We start from the raw sequence: 19,017 nt of genomic DNA, 5'->3' as shown, positions 1-19,017 counted from the left end.
ATCGATTAACTTTGACTTTAACTTTAAAACCCTTTTTACTGTGCCGCCTAATTACTTTTGTTAAGTTTTATTATTCAATTGTGATTTTATGTAAAAACTAGCGTTTCCCTCTAAGGTTACAGTCCATTAATGGCTGGAAGAGGTTAACCTGCTTTAAATAGATCAAGGGAGGATTTATGTTAAACGTATTGATTCGAAGTGCATTTTTGCCTGTAGTCGCTGGCGTGTTTTTTCAAGCAAATGCGTCAGCGGATACTATCAAAGTGCCTGTATTTAGCCAATGTGATACTGAATTAACACAGAGTAATACTCGCAATAGCCAAGTCTTTAATGTGTACTCTGATTTCTATTATGAATACACAGATCCTAAGGAATACGCATTAGCGGCATTGACTGAATTAACGCAGCAATTTGCCGCTGAAGACTCAATGTGTCAGCAATATGCGCAAGCGAGTATGGATGACATCCAATGTGAAGCTCAAATTGGTGGCACAAGCATTTGTACCCTTGAAAGTGATACGGGTGATTTTGTTATCGTTAAAGATTTTGTGGATGCCAGCAATATTGTGCTGAGCAAACATGGTAATGAGACTTGGCCAGCCATTCACAATAGTAATGATGCCGAGCCCTTGTACGTGCCAAATCCTGGCTATTGCTATGATGGGCTCTTGCAAGGTGGAATGGACTCGCAATCTTATTTAGTGGATGCCAGTAGTTACCGTTATTTTGGTGATTTTCGTTATGTTTTAGCCAGAACGACTCGCGATACCGTGAGAGAAATCGCCAATCGTAATGATTATTGTTACTACCGAACAACAGAAGAGCCAGCATCGAACATGCAATGTTCAAAATTAACCTCTGGAACACAATATTGTTCTTTACCTAATACCAATGCGGGTTACTTTGTTTTTGTGACAGGCGCGGATCATAGTGTTCATATGATTTTTAATCGTTGGGATTAATCTTATCGAGCAATTAAAGCTTGTTGGTCGAGTTATTATTTGAAAAACGATTTTCCCATGCAGGCTTTCTCTGCATGGGAATGTTGTACTCCATTAAGTTTATTTTTTCTCTATTTGGTCAATATTTTTTAACTTGAAACTTGTTGTCTATCTTCTATGCTAATGATGGTTTATGTTATTTGCATGTTTTATTTTTAAACCATTATCAAGGAGAGATGTTATGCAATACTTAAAATCAAGCGTCTTATTATTGCCTTTGTTATTATGTTCAACTGTTCATGCTAATGAACTTGATGCAATAACAGATAGCCAGCAATTGACTAAAGCTGCTCAAGATCATGAACAATATGGTATATCAAGTGTGGGTCCTGTTGCTTATGGCACCGTGCTTTCTAGTGGGGCTAAATACGCAGGCAGTGCGAATTGGTCATCCAGTTATAATGCAACTTATACACGCTATGAGATCAGTATCACTGGAGAAAATTATTATTATTTAAGTTATGCAACAGTCATCACACCAGCCGGTGATCAGCGCTATTGCAAATCTAACAGTGTTTCAGGAAAGCTGTTAGTTGAATGTTATGATAATAATGGGAATAAAGCGACATCACGTTTTGGGTTTGTGAGCTTTAAACCTTAAAGGATGATACTTTAAAAATAAGTGCATAAAACCAGTTTAAAAAAAGGCTCTTTTGAGCCTTTCTCTTTTGTTGACTTCTGTTATTATGCCTGTTTTCATTTAACTTGTTCCTCGATCTCAGCAATAAGCGACACATGAATATTGAGTCTATTTTATTAAAACAGTTCAATGCCACAAACGTGGATAAAGTGGCTGTTATACAGCCTTTATGGAGTGGTTATGGTGAAATTAGTCGTTATCATTTAGCCTATTCCTCTATTGTTCAACAAGCTCAACAGCCTCGTTCTGTTATTATTAAACACATTCATCCTCCATTAAAAAGCAATCACCCTAGAGGGTGGAATACGCAGGCTTCTTTTCAACGTAAGCTCATGTCTTATGATGTTGAAGCACATTGGTATACTGATTGGGCACATTTATGCACAAATAAGACAACAATACCAAGATGTTATGGTGTTTTCACTGATAACTTGGAAGCAGGAGGTGAACAGAAAAAAATCATTTTATTGAGTGATTTAGATGAGCAGGGCTTTTCATTGCGTCATCAACACGCCAGCCTTGAACAGGCAAAAGCCTGTTTAACCTGGCTCGCCCACTTTCATGGACAATTTTTACAGGAAAACCCTGAAGATGATTGGATGAAAGCACTTTGGCAAACGGGCACCTATTGGCATTTAGCGACAAGATTGGAGGAATTTGAAAACATGCCCTCCTCGCTCCTGAAACAAGCGGCGAGCAAAATTGATCGCCTGTTGAATGCTTGTCGATTTCAAACCTTGGTCCATGGTGATGCTAAAATTGCCAATTTTTGTTTTGCAAATAATAATCAAGTTGCAGCGGTTGATTTCCAGTATATCGGTGCAGGTTGTGGAATGAAAGATGTGGCGTATTTCTTAGGAAGTTGCCTGACAGAAGATGAATGTGATCAGCACACACAAGCATTACTCAAGCATTATTTTATTGAGCTAAAAAAAGCGGTCTGTGACGCTCACCCACAACTTGATATTGAGCAGCTTGAGCGCGAATGGCGTCATTTGTTTGTTATCGCTTGGGCCGATTTTCAACGGTTTTTATTGGGATGGTCCATTAACCACCCTAAAAACAATGGTTTTAGTAAAAAGATCACCCAGAATGCCTTGTCCCTTTTATCGCATTATTCTTCGCTATTTGAGGACGAATAACCCTAATTTGCGTTATTTCCTCATTAATTAAAAGCAGCAAAATTAATGCTGAAAGCTCTTTAAAGTTTGATGACGAACTTTAATAATATAAATGACTCATTACTTATTTAATGAGTCATTTATATTCCTGTTTACATTAATTAGTTTCTTGGTTGAATAATCAATGGCTCTAAATCAACGGTGGCATTGTTACTCGCACCTTTATGATTTGTATAGGTTTGATTTTCAAAGATGGTGTAAAATACATCTAGGTAATCATCATCATTTGTCCACCATGAATCCGGCATCGCTTGAATAATCGCATTCGTTAACTGCGGTATAATGGCATAACCTTGAACTGTTGGATCTGGAATGAGTCTTAATACGGCTTCTGCAGCTTCTAAGATAGTCCCAGCAAGATCTTTATAGTTTGTATTGTCATCGTTTTCCATAAGAAGAATATCGACAGCTTGCCAACGATAATTTTCCCATTGCACAATAATTTGATTCGGAGAGTAACTCGTGTCGGCTTCATCTAAATAGGGAAATTCTAAAATATCGAGTTGAGGGGCAATATCGGTATTTTCAGGGCTTATTCCAGATACAATAGCATAGACTTCTGCATCACCCAATATCCATGATTCTTCAACATTTTTAAGTTTAATATTTTTAATAGCGGTCGTCGATAATGGCTCATCTGCTGTTGTAGAAAAATCACTATTCATTGTCGTTATGCTGTTACTGACTTTAGCGGCATTAAACAGGGATCGCATCGTTTCTATGCCTTCTTTCAATGTTTGTTCATTATTCAGTTCAATAATGAACACAGGCCTATCTGGCACGACATGGGCATCGAGTAAATGGATATTACCTGCTTCATCAAAGGCTTCAATATAAGTCCAGTGTGTGTCATTGCCTTCTGGAGCATAAGCAAATAATGGCGATTGACCTGCTTGCCATTGGCCTAACATTTTTGTATCTGCTAACCGTAAATCGATAATGTTGCTGTTATACTTTGTGATCCCTTTTAACTGTCTAATATTTTGATTGAGGTGTTGAATCGTCTCAGCTGTTTTTTTATCTAAATAATGAAAATTTTCAAGGTTGACACTGAGTTGATACTGATTAACTTGAGATTTTAAATGACGGCGGTAGTGTTTATAATTAAGAGCAAGTTCCTTTGAAATAACTCTTTTTTCATGGGCTATGGATGTTGATAATACTTCTTTTTGATATAGGGAGGAAACTTTAGCTTTAGATTCATTTGCAACAACTTGTAATGATGTAGAAAATAAACCTATTGACGCTAAAGTTAAGGTTAAACTTGGTATCAGTTTCATGTTATTCCTTTACAATATCTTATTGAATTTATGAAGTTAAGCTATATTTAAGCGTTTTTATAATCCGCTTTTATTAATAAAAACAAATAAGCCATACTGGTATATCAGTTAGCACTCATATAAACAATGCGACTTTTATACTAAATAAATTAAATAACTATGAAAATTAAAATCCCCCCTTATCAATTGTCTAATCCCATACAATATAGGAATGACGGGATCAGTTATAAGGATCCTTATCCTTGATGCTTATATTGATGAGAATGTGGAAGTTAATAATCGGATACGCCAGAGTATATTAACACTTGGGAAAGTGGAATGGCCGCCCATAGGAAGTGAGTTCATGCTATTGCTTCAAATGTTGTGATCGATTTAATGCAATATGAACAAGGGGGAAATAAGGGGCATTCTTTTTACGTCGACAAGCGATACAAAGAGAGTTTATTTTTGTATCGCAACGTAAAAAATAAAAGGTGGTTGTATCATTATTTTATAGCATCATGTTCAGATAATAAGTTATCAATAGCTTGATCTACACTATCAAATTGTTGTTTTTGCATATAATGTTTAAGTTTGAAGATGATATCGTTACTGACTTCTAGATGTGATTTTTTTTGGCGTTTTTTTATTTGTGACAGCTCTTTTCGGATCATGCGCCAACCTAGATCACTAAAATAAGCATTCAGTGACACATTCACCTTTTTTAGCAGCGGAACAATATCTTCATTCATTTTTCGTTGTTGCACTAGTTCAGTGAGTAAAGGTTCAAGTGCAAAATAAGCTTGTTCTTGGTTATTGATTTCTTGATTAAACCAGGTCGGTTGAAGCGATATATTTTTAGCTTTTATGCGGCGATAAATTAAGGGTAAGGCAAGATGTAACTCATCAGGTTTAAGTAAAACGAGCCTTCGACCTGCTTTTGGTGCTTCCCCATGGTATCGCCATTGGTATTCTGACATTCAATATTCAGTAATTTGTTATTTATGGTATAACCATTTTATTTAAAAGTGAAATGTAAAGCAATGATGATATTGGATTTTATAGCAAAAGATGACTAAAAATAGTAAAGGCATTATTTTAGCCATCTTTTGATTACAGTTTAATTAATTAGCGCAATTTTCATCTTTTGTACGCCACACTCCCCATTCACCCGTTGTGCCCGGCACTTCACCTTGTGTCCACCACTGGGCTTGCCAAGCACAATTTTGGTATGTCACAGTGTCACCTTGATGGTATATTGTACTATGAGAATAATCAGTTGATCCTTCTTCACCTTCAGCACAATTTCCACCAGATGTACGCCATACACCACTTTCATTGTCACCAGGTTCTTCGCCTTTTGTCCACCACTGTGCTTCCCAAGTACAGCCTTGATAGCTCACTTTATTTCCTTGAATGTAAACAGTTTGCTGATCCCACAACCTTTCATCAGTGTCTTTATTTTTTATCAATGAAAGTTGATAACTGGGGTTTACTGACTGAGCAAATACCTTGTTAGCATGTATATTTTGTGTATCGAACATGTAGTGCTGCATGTCTTCACTCCAAATACCGATGTACCATTTTCCTGCTTTATTGTCATTAAATTGACCAGCAAGTACTGCTGGCCAAGTTGATAAATTGGCATCATTAATCACAAGTTGAACGTCAGTTGTTTCATCTCCTTTTTTATTAAATGTGCGAAAACGAACAGTATCATCCACTTCTACACCAGTAAAATCAGTACTGAGAAAATATCCAAGAGAAACAAGCTGATTTTCATTTGGATCGCTTGGATCGGTCGGTTCTTCTGGATCGGTTGGATCATCATGGTCGCTGAACGTAATATCACTGCAGTTATAAAATCCTTCACCCGCAGCATCATCACGCTGCCAACGAGTATACAAGATAGCATCTCCAGTTCGACCTTGAGGGACAGCCACATTAATCTTATATTGCTTGTCACCATTAACTGAGATATTACCAGCAGTATCAATTAACGTTAAATCACCCCAGGTTAATGGTTTTGATGAGTCGTAATTTTCATTGGTTAAATAAAACTGCCAATAAGAAGGGTTATGAGGTGCAGTTGCGGTAAATACCAATTCAAATTCATTATTACCATTTAAGGAAACGCGTGTTCTTTGCCAATTTTGAGAAGGTATATCAAGCCCTGCTTTATCATTGTCTCCAGCAGCACAAAGCGAACCATCTTTGATCACCGCTTTTACTGCATTCAGATCTTTTTCTTGATTGTCCTTATTATAATCAATGACATTAGCAGCCACTTCATTACGTTGTACAAAAGGGTAAGGGCCGGATAATTCATGTGCTAATTGGCAAGCTTTATTTGGAATAGAATTATTCCAAAATCCGCCATCATTATAGCAAGTATTTTGCCGACTACTGGGGAATTCTACCCAGCCGTGGCTTTGCGCAAACTGGCTAAAGACTAATGAAGAAAGTAGTGCAGGAGTTAATAGTGTAAGTGATTTTTTGTTGTTCATGATTTTTCCCTAAAAAAAGAGTGAAGCAATACTGTATGAATTGACTCGTACGCTTTAGACAGTATTTAAATTAATAAATGTGAGGGTGTGATATCATTATTGTGCTACACGCCATACGCCCCATTCACCAGTGGTACCAGGCTCATCATCTTGAGTCCACCACTGTGCTGTCCAGATCACATCGTTATATGTCACTGTGTCATTGGCAAAATAGACTTGTTTGTTAGACCAAATTTGTGATCCGTTCGGTGTATTAGGGTTATCTTGCTCTCCATTATCTCCAGTGCAATTATCTACATTTTTCCAAACCCCCCATTCTCCTGTGGTGTTAGGTTCTTCTCCTTGTGTCCACCACTGTGCTGTCCAAGTTTGCCCTGCATGTGAGACAGTATCATTTAGGTTATAAATGCGGGTGCTCAACCAAGTTTCGGCGCTACACTCAGTCACCTCATCGCTAGTCACTGTGATCACTCGTGACAAATGAGTCTTTGCTTGCCATTGATCTTCAACGGTATAAGTGAGTGTATAGTGACCTTCAACACTGGTGTTAACGTCGCCTTGAATACTAATCTTATCCGTTAAATCACCGTCTTGTGAATCTGTTGCACTTACCCCATCTAAGGGAGAAAAATCACTATCAATACTGACTGTTGTATCGTTAATACCAGTCAATACAGGCGCGTCATTATAGACAGTGATTATTCGCTCTGCTTCTAACTTATTTCCATCACTATCAGTGACGGTATAATAAACGGTATATAGGCCTTCTTGTAATATATCAACGGTACCAGATGTCGTAATACTACTGGTAATATCATTGCCATCAACATCTATTGCGCTAATACCATCAAGTGCATTAAAGTTTTCTCCCCTTTGGACACGCAGATCATAAATACCAGAAAATGTTATGTTGTTATCATCATTATTTTCCTGATCATCTAAAATGAATGACGCATAATCACTAGCAAACTGATCATTATAACTTTTGCCGCTGATATTCTTGCCAACATCCCAATTGACAGACCACCCCATGATCCCTTTAAGTGCATGCCCCTCGTCACTTAATTGAGTAAAAGCATCATATAGATCTTGAGGGTTAGAGACATAACCGTTATTAGCAGCATCAACATTCGCTGGTAGGCCAAAGACTAATCTGTCATGATCTATTTGTGTATAGCCATTTGTACCATTAATAAGTGAATTGGCAATATAGTAAATAAAATCGCTTTTAACTGAATCATCGTTTTGAGCCAGCCAGCCTTTTCCATCGACCCAAATACCATCTCCCCCTTGATTGTAAAATTGAGGATTAATAAAGTCATAATAGTTTTCTAATTGCTTAATGTAAGTGACGTAAGCTCCGCCATCTCTTAAATAAGGATATTCAGGCGCCATCGTGATCATGAAATTCAAGCCCTGTTCTTTATAGTGCTCCTTGACTTGAATAAGTGCTTGAGGAATAACAGTACTATTATCTCCTGCACTGATCGCTGATTGCTCTAAATCAATATCAATACCATCAAAGCCAAAAGTATCAACGAGCCTAATGATCTCATTTGCCAATGCTGTTTCATCACCGCTAGATAACTCTATGTGTGCATCTGCACCACCTAATGACAATACAACACTGCGACCTTGCTCATTAAGATCACTGATCTGTTGAATAAAGTCATCTTCAGTTATACCCAGTTCTGATTTAAGATCGGAACTTAATGTAAAAGTAGGTATAGAAGAATCTCCACTCGCTGTCATAAAAGATACTGCAACTACATTGTATTTGCTATTAATATCGGTTAATGAAATACAAGCTGCGATACCGCTTTGGTAGCCTTGGCTATTACACCAATTATGCCAATATCCCATCAGGACATTAGCTGTTTGTTCTGGCATAATACTATTTGCTTGTGCACTAAAAGATGCAGCAACAATACATGAGAGTATTTTTTTATTTATCTTCATCAATCATTCCCTATTATTAATATGCTTAAGTTAAATCCAATTAGATAACGATAAGTTTATTGCCATGCCCTTTTATATGACTTTATAAAATTTTTTATTTACATAAAAAATGCAATAACAAGTTATCTTAGGGGTATTATCATGATTATTACTGAACCCTTGCTGAGTATATTTAACACTATTTATTGAATTTTATATTTAAGAGTATAAAGTTAAAATTAAACAGTTAGATGGCTTAACATCAATAAAGTATTTTTTCCGACACTTAATTAATTAAGTATCGATCTTAGTATATGAAAAAAGAACATTAATAGTGGGTATTGACAGTTAATCGTTTTAGCGATAATTAAATTTTTTATGATTTTCACTTAAAGACAGTGAAGAATAAGCAAAGCTAAATGAATAACTTTGCTTATTATAAAATGAGACATCAAAATAGATTATAGTGGTTTTAACCACTTAGTATAAAATGAGATATTCCATCCTGTATACAGTGTGTGTGTCCACCATTTTGATCTCGCTGACCAACCAAAAATAGTATTATCAGTAAAGTAGATCTCTTCATTGACGACATAAGTCGTTATATCAAAGTTGAAAAAACCGTTCACATTTCCTGGGCTTCCAAACCAAATGGCCTCAGAAGAGTATTGAAGACCATTTGCAGAAATGGAAGGAATGGAGCCTAACTTTGCCGTTTCAAATATTTTCTGACTAACCCAATCCCCAATTGACTTGTATTTATTAAGCGAGTAATTCCAATCAGCATCATAACCCGTATCTGATGTCGTATTTGTTACCCAATCACTCAGATTTGTACTTTGTGACTGGCTTGTCGAATAAGATATTTTGCCTCCCATTGAGGGTTTTTCAGACGCAGTAGCGCTAATGTCATAGCTCATACCTGATGTCGTTGATACATTGGTTGACCCATTTTGGTTCTCAGGTGTTCTCCTAAACAAAACCATTCCTGCAGCATCTGATTGGTCGACAGTAATTTCAGGTCTCACTTGCTTTAAATAAAATCCCCGATGTGAACTTGAATTATTATTAAGTGTAGGATTAGCACTGCCCCATGGGCTAACAAATATACTGGTACCTAAATCGGTACGATAAGCAGCATAGGAGAAACCATGGATCACATTGATTTTTGCGCTACCATCATCAAAAGTATAAACATTATTAGTCACAATGGCTGAGTAGCAAAGATGTTCTTCTTTTGCCTCAACTGGACAAGGGTAACCAATCTGTCCCCCTGAACTTGAACTGTTTACTTGCATTAAGGCTGTTGTCGGAGCCAGCAGTTTATTGATTTCTTGTGTTATATTGTTTAAAGCTTGCTCTCTTTGATAGTCAATCATGTCGTCTAGTCGTTGTGAAGACATAGAAGGGTTTTCTTCATATCGACTATTAATCGGGCTGTATACCGCAGCCGTTTCTGCTTGTTTATCCACAGCTTGTATATTTTGCTCGACTGTCGGTTCTTGACCGCCAAAAGTGACAATGTCATCGGGGTTATTTGAGTTTGGTTTGATAATGACGACTTCAGTATCAACATTAATTGGAAAACTTGTTAGCTTGTTCCCGGACATGTTTTCAAAAACAAGCAGTTTATTTTGTTTTATTGCTTCAGATATATAGACATCAAATTCACTGTTATTATTTTTAAAGTCAACATATATCATATCAGCAGAGTTGACTTGATTTTTAATCTCATCTGCATTGCTACTAGACTGTGAAGAAGTCATGGCATATTCTTGATTTTCTAGCGAGGAAAAGTCCTTTGCTAGGGTCATGTGATTATATTGTTTTAACGCATTCTTTAAATAGCTTTGGCTTGTACCAATCTGTAAAATATTCTTATTCTCAAGGTTGATTGGGCTATCATTTGCAGCTATCACAGATTGGCTTACCATAAAAAATCCAATTGAAAAAAACAGTAATTTTTTTGAATCATTAATAATCATGTTTAACTCCATTTTATATTTATAATTAACATCATTAACGCTTTATTTTTATATAGGGTGTAATAGGTAATTTTATTTTTCACACCTCCTTATTGTTATTTTCAATCAATTTAATATTTTATCAACTATGTATTTATATGGTGTTATTATTCTTATTGATGCAACAATCTACAACACGAACAACATTAACGTAATTTAATTTGACAAGGTTAAATTGTTAACTGTCTGAGTAATAAGCTTATTTTGTCATTCTTGGGTTTATTAAGATTTTATTTCATAAACATTTACACTTTAAATGCAATAAATATAATTAACAATAATTGTATTTATATATTTAAATAAAACAATATAGAAACAAAAATGAATATGGTCATTGATTTATTTATATTTACATTTAAGTAATAATCAACAATGAAAAGTAAAATTAATTGATATAATACTGATTAATTACGGTGAATGATTAAGATAAAGGTTCAACGTCAGATAATATTTTTTATGTAGCTTTTGGTTTAGAAAAAATTCAATTTAATAAGTCATCTATTATTCACACTATAGGATTGGTAAAAATTAAAACTGCACATGTGATTCAATTCAGGCTCAAGTGTATAAAGACTTAATTTTCTCAAGCCAATCTATTTTACTCTTTGCCACATGAAGCCCTCCCTTTTATTGTTCATCAATAGGTTTAATTACTTCGGATCATTTATTGACTAACCCTCACAAATTAATAGAGTGGTTAGCCATTTTATTAATTTATGAGGTGTTGGGATCTGATAAGTTGTGAACTAATGAAATGTTTAACCGTGAGTTTTGACGAATTACTCTTTTTTATAAATATCACGCCACAATAAAGTGGTTAACCATGAAATCCTGTAATTGTTTACAGCGGGTCTTTAGTGTGTTTAGTCATTGAATACAAGCTATAAAGCAGTCAGTCCACTCGCATATTATCAACTCACTAAAGGCTAAAAGTAGCTTTAGGCTAAATAGTAGTGTTTTGATTATAAGCACTTTAATGCATTTTTATGCTGACAAGCCTTTGACCTGTCATTGCAGGCAATCTTGTAACAAGTGCTTTTTGTATAACAGGAATCAATCTCTACCAGTGATAATGACAATTATCACTGGTAGAGATTGGCGAATATGCTATAATATTGATTAATAAAGAGACTATATATAGACCGATATTAAAGTGGATCGGATTAATACTGTCTTGTTAAACATCATTTTGATACTTTATATTAATGAAAACACCTTTAATGACAAATCCAATTGAGCATACTTATTCATCAGAAAATGAAAACTCTAGCGGTACAGAGTTGATTTCAGATAAAAATAAGTTCTATAAAGAAAGTCACCTTCCTTTATCGATACTGGACGATTACCAAAATGCAGCTCAAGAAACACGCTATGAAATATCAAATAATACTCGTCGCATTTATCAATCCAGCTTTTCTATTTTTGAACAATATTGCCAGCAACACCAATTGAGTCCTTTGCCTGCGGATCCAAGAACAGTGATTTCTTTCATTGGCCAGCAAAAAGAAATGATCCAAGCCTCAACCGGTAAACAGCTATCAAAACAAACACTCAATACCCGTTTGGCGGCCATTCGCTTTTTCCATATTCAAGCCGGTTTTCACTCTCCTAGTGAGCATCCTTTAGTGTTACGTGTCATGAGAGGATTGAGTCGTAATCAACATCGACAGATGAGTGGATATGATCAGCAGCCAATCATGTATGATGAATTAGAATTATTAATTCAAGTGATTGATCAACAACCTCAAATATTAACGCGAGCTCGAGATAAAGCCATTTTACAATTAGGGCTACAAGGTGGATTTCGTCGTTCAGAGTTGGCGAATATTGAAGTCAGTCATGTTGCATTTTTACGCGATAAACTCCGAGTTCGTCTACCTTATTCAAAAAGCAATCAACAAGGCCAGAAAGAATGGAAAGTCTTACCTAAATCAGAACCGTTTGCCGCTTACGATGTCGTGAAAGATTGGATATCATTAGCAGAGATCCAAAGTGGGCATTTATTTCGTTCTCTTTCTAGGGACGGGAGAAGCTTAAGGAACTATCAGGTTCAAGATAAATTGGACGGAAATCATGGTAACTTTCGTCAGTCAGGCTTTCTTAGAGGGGATGATATTTATCAAGTGATTAAGAAATATTGTCAAAAAGCGGGGTTGAATGCTGATTTCTTTGGTGCACATAGTCTACGCAGTGGTTGCGTAACACAGCTTTACGAGAATGATAAAGATCATTTATACATCATGTCTCGAACCGGGCATAATGATCCTCGATCGCTTAAGCATTATTTAAAACCGAAAGATTAGGTAGTCAAGGCTTATCAGATTAAAGAGATGAAGAGCAATTTTTGACTTTGCTCTTTAATCTCTTATTGATAGAAGTAGACATAGCTCAGATTAATTTGCTGCAACCATTTCAATATACCATATTGATTTTAAATCATTTTTTTCTGCATCACCACTGACATATACAGTGCCATTTCTTTCATAGAACCACATATAATCATTCCAGCGCTGATTGAGTAATGTACTGCTTCCTGAGTCAGTTTGTATTTCATAGCTAGCATTGATGGGGGTATCAGCTAACTTCACTTTGCCAGAAAAGGTGGCATAGCTTAGAAACAGATCTGGATTATCTTTTGCTCTAAAATAAGCCACATCTTCTTCATCAGTGTTAACTTGAACAAGATCTAATGGCTCACCTTGCTCTACATAAACTGTCGCATTATCTGCTAATGCCTTTGAATCAAGTGTCATCGCCTCATTATTGACAGCGCTAATGATATTCACTAGTTTACCTGCATCGGCTTCTTTTTCTTCAGGTAACCAATCACTATCAGGCGTTAACCAAGTTGTGGCATTTTTCCATTTCCAATTATATGGAATATCCATATGAGGATCATTAACATCTTCATAGCCTGACTCGACTTCCATGTTATACATACAAGTTAATCGATCTTCCTCTAATTGTTCGACTTTTTCTTGTTGATCTCCAGATTCAACACCAATATCGATCATACATTGTTCTTGAGTGTAATGAGGGTCAAGCGCATCTAACATAGCCACATAAGTGCCATCTTGATTCGTTTTTTCATCATACCAAGACAAAGCTGATAACGTATCAATCGCTAACCAGTTATCCACTAATGTTTGTGCTTCTATTAAAGCTACGGCTTCCCTTTCCTCAATAGGAGTGCCCATGGTTCTGAAAAAGGCTGCCCATAAATCTTTACTTGCTTCGGTGGCAACTAAAGCTACCTCTTTCATATTACTGGCTTTATAACTGTCCCAACCGGATTGAAAACGTACGCCTTGTTTCCAAATAACATCATCACTGCTGTAATCCAGTACCTTCTTTGAATCGTGTGTGTGCTGCTCTGAGCCTTCCGCACATAAATAGCTTTTTACTTGATAAACAGTCTCATAATTATCATTGCTCAGTCTTACGGTATGCTCTGGACTGAAAGAATCCTGAAACAGGTGGACTGCCCTTCCAAATAAGAAATATTGATAATTAACATTTTCTTGAGCTGAATATGCTCCGCCATCCCACACTTTTATTTGTTGATCAGTTGCCATTGCTGCATCAACAAAATGTTCAATAAAGCGACTTTGTGAACGAACCGCAGCTTCTATTCCACCTTGATTACCCAAATCATCATAACGGCGCATATAGTGATCTTTTTGTAATTCAGCGGGTTCTTGCGAAACGACATCAAAGCAATTAATGTTACCCAAACTTGAAGATGTCACATTAAAACCACCTAAATCGACCCAACGTTGACCTAATATTGTTGAATGAATAAATTGGTATGTTGATTCATAACGTGTATCACTCAACGTTGTTGCCATTAATTGGCTGACTTCATCGAGTGCATTGCTATCAAGCTCGGTATTATAAGAAAGGCCTGCTGACCAACTGCTTCTTGGATCGTCTGGATCTGTATTCATAATAGGATCGTTTCCTATTACTTCAAATGCCGACATTCGTGTTAACCATTCATGCCCCATCGGGATCCCACTACCAATAAAGTCGACACTCGCGCCGCTTTGAGTAAATGCGTGGACAGGTAGCAGAGCTTGTATGCTGATAAGTAACGGACAAGTTACTTTTAATGCAAATTTCATTCGATATTTTCCCTATATTGATATTCTAAAATTAAGACATACATGTTCCTCCCCGTATAAGTGAATTATTCTTATGGGGATGTAATGAGGATCGCATATTGAAATTAAATTTATATTACGATTAAGCGCAGAGCTCTAGCACTCGTTTTCATTTGTTATGAAACATAGTGTTACATTTTTGCTTGGTTTGCAGTAATTCTACTCGCATACTGTGATAAATAAAACTTAAATTTAACTTAAATTTAACTTAAATCGATATGAATCGTAGTTTTTAGGAGATTAGTGAGATTTTTTATAAAAACAAAATGGGTTTTGGTGCTCTAGCCTCCATTTTGTAAGATCCAACATTGATTGAATGGCTATCTCTGTCATCATGAAAATTTAATGAAGACAGAGAACAGATCCGTTATATTAATGACAAACTTGGTTTCTGCCTTTTTTCTTTGCTTTATATAAAGCTTCATCAGCTTTTTTTAATGTTTGGGTAAAAGATTGCCCCGTCAATCGTTCAGCAGTGCCAATGGAAATAGTGACTTTAACTGTTTTATATTTTTTTGTAGAAGAATGTGCTTTACGTTTCGCTTTCGTTTGTGTTTTACGTTTTTCATCTCTGAGCACGATATTATAGTCTTGGATCGTTTGCCTCACAGCATCTAGATGCGGCAGGACAAAGTGAGTGTCTTTTCGGGGAAAAATGATGGTAAACTCCTCTCCACCATAGCGAAATACCCTCCCTCCTCCAGAAATATTCAATAATTTAGACGCAACTAACTTTAATACTTGATCGCCGACATCATGGCCATAAGTATCATTAAACTTTTTAAAATGATCTATATCCAACATGGCCACACTGTATTTTCGACCTAATGACAATGATAAATTAAACAGCGCTCTTCTTGATGGCAGACTCGTTAACTCATCCCGATAAGCCAAAAAATAGGAGTCAACAAGAATGGTGATTAAATAAACAACAGCGAGAATGGATAGTAAGTATGATAAAGGTAACCATTGAGGTTGATAATAATGCATAATCCAAATAGCCAAAGAAATGAAAATGGCAGAATTGACTAAATTTGTATGCCGGATAGCATTAAAGCTTACTAAAAAAGAACACATCATCATCGGAATTAACAGCTGGTATTGAGGTTTTAGGCTCGTTGTTAGTAATGTACTGATTTGTTGTTCATAATGATTGAGCGCCCAAAACCACAAAAAACCTAAACTCAAGCATAGAGTAATAGAAAGGATCCGCAATATACCATGACTTGATAACACCCCCCTATCTTTTACCATGGCAAATAAGCTGATCACCAGAGAACCTGCTATAACAATGGGTTTGTCGCTAAACATATCTAATGATAATGCAAATAGATTATTTTGATATAGAGCATAGTAAGCGATAAACAACAAAGATAAAAAAGCGATACGGCTACGGTTAAATTGTAGTGCTATAAGTGTTGTTATCATCAATAGCCAATAAGGAAGCGCCGCAATGATCTCAGCCCATATGTTTAAATTGGCTTGATATAATTGGCTTAATGTTAATGCCAAAATGGTTAACAGCACTGGAACGAGTAAGTGCCTAAATCTGTGATATAAAAATGTCAAACTTAACCTCTATTAAATACAAAGTAACCTGTAAAAATCATTTAAGGTGACTAAAATAAATCACCACTTTTTTAAAAGGCGACCATGAGTTTGCTATTATGAAGTTATCTTTACTATTTGCTGGTGGTATTCCTTTTGCTTATATGGCGGAATGGAAGAAATGTAAATTAGCTTTATTAGTTGTTTTGTCTATATTTATAACTAAATGATTAATAATGGTTATAGTATGACAATGGAAACACTGCCTGGAAAAATAAGCCCCCGCGACATTTTGTTTGTATTAATCGTTTACATTTTTACCCCCCCCAATTTGTATGCTACACCTAATAATTCGAAAGTTTTGTCCTTACCCATTCAACCTTTACAAGCTACTGCAGATTTTATTTACGACATGAAAGTGGAAAATAGAACTGTCAATACCATATCGGATGTTGAGCAATCCAATACCTATACTGATGAAGAACTGGCTCATGCATTAACCGCTATTGCTGTATCAAAAAATGGTGATCAGTTCTCTTCTTCTATCAGCATTAGTCAACTAAAACAATTTAGTCCAACGATGGCTATTGAGCAATACAGCAATGACTTTAACCATCCACTTGCCCATTATGCTGAAATATTAGATATTGAGAATGCCATAAAACCTATGATTGTCATGGGAAGTGACAATCGAAAACAAGTTACCAATACCGTAGTAAGCAGTCCTTTTTGGCATATTGGAAAACTTGATATTGGTTGTACGGGCACCTTGATTGGTAACAATGTTGTAATAACCGCAGGACATTGCATTTCTAATGGAGATGGTATTTGGTATAACAACTTAGATTTTACTGTAGCGCAAAATGGAACTTATATTCCATGGAAAAAATGTGCTTGGAAAACTGCAATTACCACTGAAGCATGGCATAGAAATAGTGATTCCAATTTTGACTATGGACTCATTATTTTAGATTGTATTGCCAATGGGGGCTGGCTAGGTTTTGGTCCTTTTGTTTCAGGAGAACACAGTATAACGGGTTATGCCAGTGAAAAGCCCTACGCAACCATGTGGACAGACGAAGGCCCAGTGACCTCCACCACCTATCGGCTATGCTACCAAATAGATACTTCCAATGGAGTGAGTGGAAGTGCTATTGTCGACAGCCAACATTACATTCGGGGAGTACATACAACAGGGTCAAGTTCTCGCAATTGTGGGACTAAAATTACCTATGAAGTATACAGTACAATTCACTACTGGATGGATCTTTACCAGTAATTTAATATTCAATTTATAGGCGCTAATATGAAGAGCAAATTTTTAGGTGTATTTTTATTAGTATTCTCTCCTGTATTAATGTGTACAGAGCAGGATAAATTTCAATTTTACGAAATTAAACTCATTGGTAACAAAGCGTATCCAAAAGCCGTCATTGATAAAGTAAATTACTTAGAATCCATCCATGAAATAAAAAATGTTAATATTAAACACAATACCATTCCAGTTACAATCACTTTTGAAGGGACCCAAGAGAGTTTAAAGAAGATAAAAAACACAATTTCTGGCAAGAGTCGTATTAATAATAATATCGGTAAATAACCATTTCCTTCTATAATGAGGAACCACTGAAAAATGGTTACAATTATAATGACTTTTTGCATAAAAATAATACATAACCTATTGTATTAAAGTTACTATTTAGATTATTATTTTATTATCACCTTTAATTCACCTTGTATAAAATAGGCCGTATATTGTGGACATAAAACCTAACGTTAAAGCAAAGCTTCGGCAAAAAATGAACACCATACAGTCACTGTCAGATCAACTCAAAACAGAATTGCTGCAATTACCTTTGAAAGAAAGTCAATTGTTCCTATTACCCTCATTTGAAAAAGAAGACGAACTTGAGCAACCAGAAACTATTTCAGTGACCCCATTGATGGGACAAACTGCCTTTAACGAAGCGCTTCACTCACTGACTGCTTACTATGCGAAAGATAACACTCTTGGTAAAGAATACAGCACACGGTTGGTCAGACGTTATCCTGGGTTTATGCAATTTGATGTCGAAGCTTGCCCAACACACATTGAAAAGTGCATTCGACAATTAAATGATACAAGAGGAGATTTTATTCATATCTTAAAATCGAATACTAAAGATCACCAAGAACAATGGGATCTCATACATTCTCTTTTTAAGCGTATTATGACACATCAGTTAAAACGAAAAATAATGATTGCAGATACCCCAACAAGCCCAGATCGCTTACGTTTTTATTGGGCAAAAAAAATGAGCTCACCAAAAATCACTAAAAAACAAGCAATGAATCAACTCGAGAAGTTATTACATCAAGCCTCTTTATTAGAAGAGTCAGAGGGAAAAATTTTAGCAATAAGGTCGCAAATCAATCAATTACAAACTTACAATGATAAATTAGTGATCCGCCGCCCTATTCGAATTAAGCCTATGATAAAACTTTCTTATAAAAATGAATATGGTTCAGATCTCAGTAGTCAACTTCGCCCAAAAGAGTGCAGTGCTACCACTCCGGTACTCGTTTTTTCTAAAAAAGAGCTAAAAATCACTCCACTTAATGATTACCATAAACCACCAACAGATAAAATTGACGAATATAAGCCAGATTTAATTTGTCCCCAGCTACACCTTTATCGTAGCCCAAATACATGAGTTTACTTTTCAAACACATTATCAGTAACTTATCGAACGATTATTGACTATGCTCTCCTCATC

The 19,017-nt window shown here is 35.9% G+C and carries 14 protein-coding genes; 7 read left to right on the top strand and 7 right to left on the bottom strand.

The genetic code is table 11. The features are described 5' to 3' along the window. Nucleotides 1-176: 176 nt before the first annotated feature. From Q0779_RS16650 to Q0779_RS16640, 3 genes are all read left to right on the top strand, one after another. Complete coding sequence (locus Q0779_RS16650) at nucleotides 177-962, top strand: hypothetical protein (protein ID WP_298774232.1); 786 nt, start codon at nucleotides 177-179, stop codon at nucleotides 960-962. Nucleotides 963-1,182: 220 nt separating this feature from the next. Then, entirely contained in the window at nucleotides 1,183-1,602 is a 420-nt protein-coding gene (locus tag Q0779_RS16645) for a hypothetical protein (protein ID WP_298774230.1), read from the top strand. Nucleotides 1,603-1,736: 134 nt separating this feature from the next. After that, nucleotides 1,737-2,783, top strand: coding sequence for an oxidoreductase family protein (locus tag Q0779_RS16640; RefSeq protein WP_298774228.1), 1,047 nt, complete (start codon nucleotides 1,737-1,739; stop codon nucleotides 2,781-2,783). Between the two features lie 140 nt (nucleotides 2,784-2,923). Here the strand turns inward: Q0779_RS16640 and Q0779_RS16635 are convergent, their stop codons facing one another. From Q0779_RS16635 to Q0779_RS16615, 5 genes are all read right to left on the bottom strand, one after another. Beyond that, on the bottom strand, nucleotides 2,924-4,102 hold the full coding sequence (locus Q0779_RS16635; RefSeq protein WP_298774227.1) for a DUF3103 family protein: 1,179 nt from the start codon (nucleotides 4,100-4,102) through the stop codon (nucleotides 2,924-2,926). Between the two features lie 485 nt (nucleotides 4,103-4,587). Beyond that, complete coding sequence (locus Q0779_RS16630) at nucleotides 4,588-5,061, bottom strand: hypothetical protein (RefSeq protein ID WP_298774226.1); 474 nt, start codon at nucleotides 5,059-5,061, stop codon at nucleotides 4,588-4,590. Nucleotides 5,062-5,205: 144 nt separating this feature from the next. Further along, nucleotides 5,206-6,588, bottom strand: coding sequence for a lytic polysaccharide monooxygenase (locus Q0779_RS16625; RefSeq protein ID WP_298774225.1), 1,383 nt, complete (start codon nucleotides 6,586-6,588; stop codon nucleotides 5,206-5,208). Nucleotides 6,589-6,684: 96 nt separating this feature from the next. After that, on the bottom strand, nucleotides 6,685-8,547 hold the full coding sequence (locus tag Q0779_RS16620) for an immunoglobulin-like domain-containing protein (RefSeq protein WP_298774224.1): 1,863 nt from the start codon (nucleotides 8,545-8,547) through the stop codon (nucleotides 6,685-6,687). Between the two features lie 440 nt (nucleotides 8,548-8,987). Next, a complete protein-coding gene (locus Q0779_RS16615) occupies nucleotides 8,988-10,511 on the bottom strand; it encodes a hypothetical protein (protein ID WP_298774221.1) in 1,524 nt (507 codons plus the stop codon). Nucleotides 10,512-11,770: 1,259 nt separating this feature from the next. Here Q0779_RS16615 and Q0779_RS16610 point away from each other — a divergent pair. Next, complete coding sequence (locus Q0779_RS16610; protein WP_298774220.1) at nucleotides 11,771-12,853, top strand: tyrosine-type recombinase/integrase; 1,083 nt, start codon at nucleotides 11,771-11,773, stop codon at nucleotides 12,851-12,853. A 90-nt stretch (nucleotides 12,854-12,943) separates the two neighbouring features. Here the strand turns inward: Q0779_RS16610 and Q0779_RS16605 are convergent, their stop codons facing one another. Both Q0779_RS16605 and Q0779_RS16600 read right to left on the bottom strand, forming a co-directional pair. Then, nucleotides 12,944-14,674 (bottom strand): hemolysin D, encoded by a 1,731-nt coding sequence (locus Q0779_RS16605; RefSeq protein ID WP_298774219.1) that lies wholly within the window; start codon nucleotides 14,672-14,674, stop codon nucleotides 12,944-12,946. A 411-nt stretch (nucleotides 14,675-15,085) separates the two neighbouring features. Next, the gene (locus tag Q0779_RS16600) at nucleotides 15,086-16,282 is read right to left on the bottom strand and encodes a diguanylate cyclase (RefSeq protein ID WP_298774218.1); all 1,197 of its coding nucleotides are present in this window, start codon (nucleotides 16,280-16,282) and stop codon (nucleotides 15,086-15,088) included. A gap of 226 nt (nucleotides 16,283-16,508) precedes the next feature. Here Q0779_RS16600 and Q0779_RS16595 point away from each other — a divergent pair, with 226 nt between their 5' ends. From Q0779_RS16595 to Q0779_RS16585, 3 genes are all read left to right on the top strand, one after another. After that, nucleotides 16,509-17,540 carry a trypsin-like serine protease gene (locus tag Q0779_RS16595; protein ID WP_298774217.1) on the top strand — a complete coding sequence of 344 codons (1,032 nt, stop codon included), beginning with the start codon at nucleotides 16,509-16,511 and terminating at the stop codon, nucleotides 17,538-17,540. 27 nt (nucleotides 17,541-17,567) lie between these two features. Further along, nucleotides 17,568-17,861, top strand: a complete 294-nt coding sequence (locus Q0779_RS16590; RefSeq protein WP_298774215.1) for a hypothetical protein — start codon at nucleotides 17,568-17,570, stop codon at nucleotides 17,859-17,861. A gap of 157 nt (nucleotides 17,862-18,018) precedes the next feature. Further along, entirely contained in the window at nucleotides 18,019-18,954 is a 936-nt protein-coding gene (locus Q0779_RS16585) for a DNA replication terminus site-binding protein (protein ID WP_298774213.1), read from the top strand. The last annotated feature ends 63 nt before the right edge of the window (nucleotides 18,955-19,017 follow it).

The sequence above is a fragment of the uncultured Shewanella sp. genome, from assembly GCF_947491715.1.
In the GTDB taxonomy this organism is placed as follows: Bacteria; Pseudomonadota; Gammaproteobacteria; order Enterobacterales; family Shewanellaceae; genus Shewanella.
The sequence above is the reverse complement of the archived record's forward strand: the minus strand, read 5'-3'. Positions and strand labels throughout refer to the sequence as shown.

Bases quoted from the DNA above. Each gene is read 5' to 3' on its own strand.
- Q0779_RS16650 (WP_298774232.1), top strand. From the start codon at position 177: ATGTTAAACGTATTGATTCGAAGTGCATTTTTGCCTGTAGTCGCTGGC.
- Q0779_RS16645 (WP_298774230.1), top strand. From the start codon at position 1,183: ATGCAATACTTAAAATCAAGCGTCTTATTATTGCCTTTGTTATTATGT.
- Q0779_RS16640 (WP_298774228.1), top strand. From the start codon at position 1,737: ATGAATATTGAGTCTATTTTATTAAAACAGTTCAATGCCACAAACGTG.
- Q0779_RS16635 (WP_298774227.1), bottom strand. From the start codon at position 4,102: ATGAAACTGATACCAAGTTTAACCTTAACTTTAGCGTCAATAGGTTTA.
- Q0779_RS16630 (WP_298774226.1), bottom strand. From the start codon at position 5,061: ATGTCAGAATACCAATGGCGATACCATGGGGAAGCACCAAAAGCAGGT.
- Q0779_RS16625 (WP_298774225.1), bottom strand. From the start codon at position 6,588: ATGAACAACAAAAAATCACTTACACTATTAACTCCTGCACTACTTTCT.
- Q0779_RS16620 (WP_298774224.1), bottom strand. From the start codon at position 8,547: ATGAAGATAAATAAAAAAATACTCTCATGTATTGTTGCTGCATCTTTT.
- Q0779_RS16615 (WP_298774221.1), bottom strand. From the start codon at position 10,511: ATGATTATTAATGATTCAAAAAAATTACTGTTTTTTTCAATTGGATTT.
- Q0779_RS16610 (WP_298774220.1), top strand. From the start codon at position 11,771: ATGACAAATCCAATTGAGCATACTTATTCATCAGAAAATGAAAACTCT.
- Q0779_RS16605 (WP_298774219.1), bottom strand. From the start codon at position 14,674: ATGAAATTTGCATTAAAAGTAACTTGTCCGTTACTTATCAGCATACAA.
- Q0779_RS16595 (WP_298774217.1), top strand. From the start codon at position 16,509: ATGACAATGGAAACACTGCCTGGAAAAATAAGCCCCCGCGACATTTTG.
- Q0779_RS16590 (WP_298774215.1), top strand. From the start codon at position 17,568: ATGAAGAGCAAATTTTTAGGTGTATTTTTATTAGTATTCTCTCCTGTA.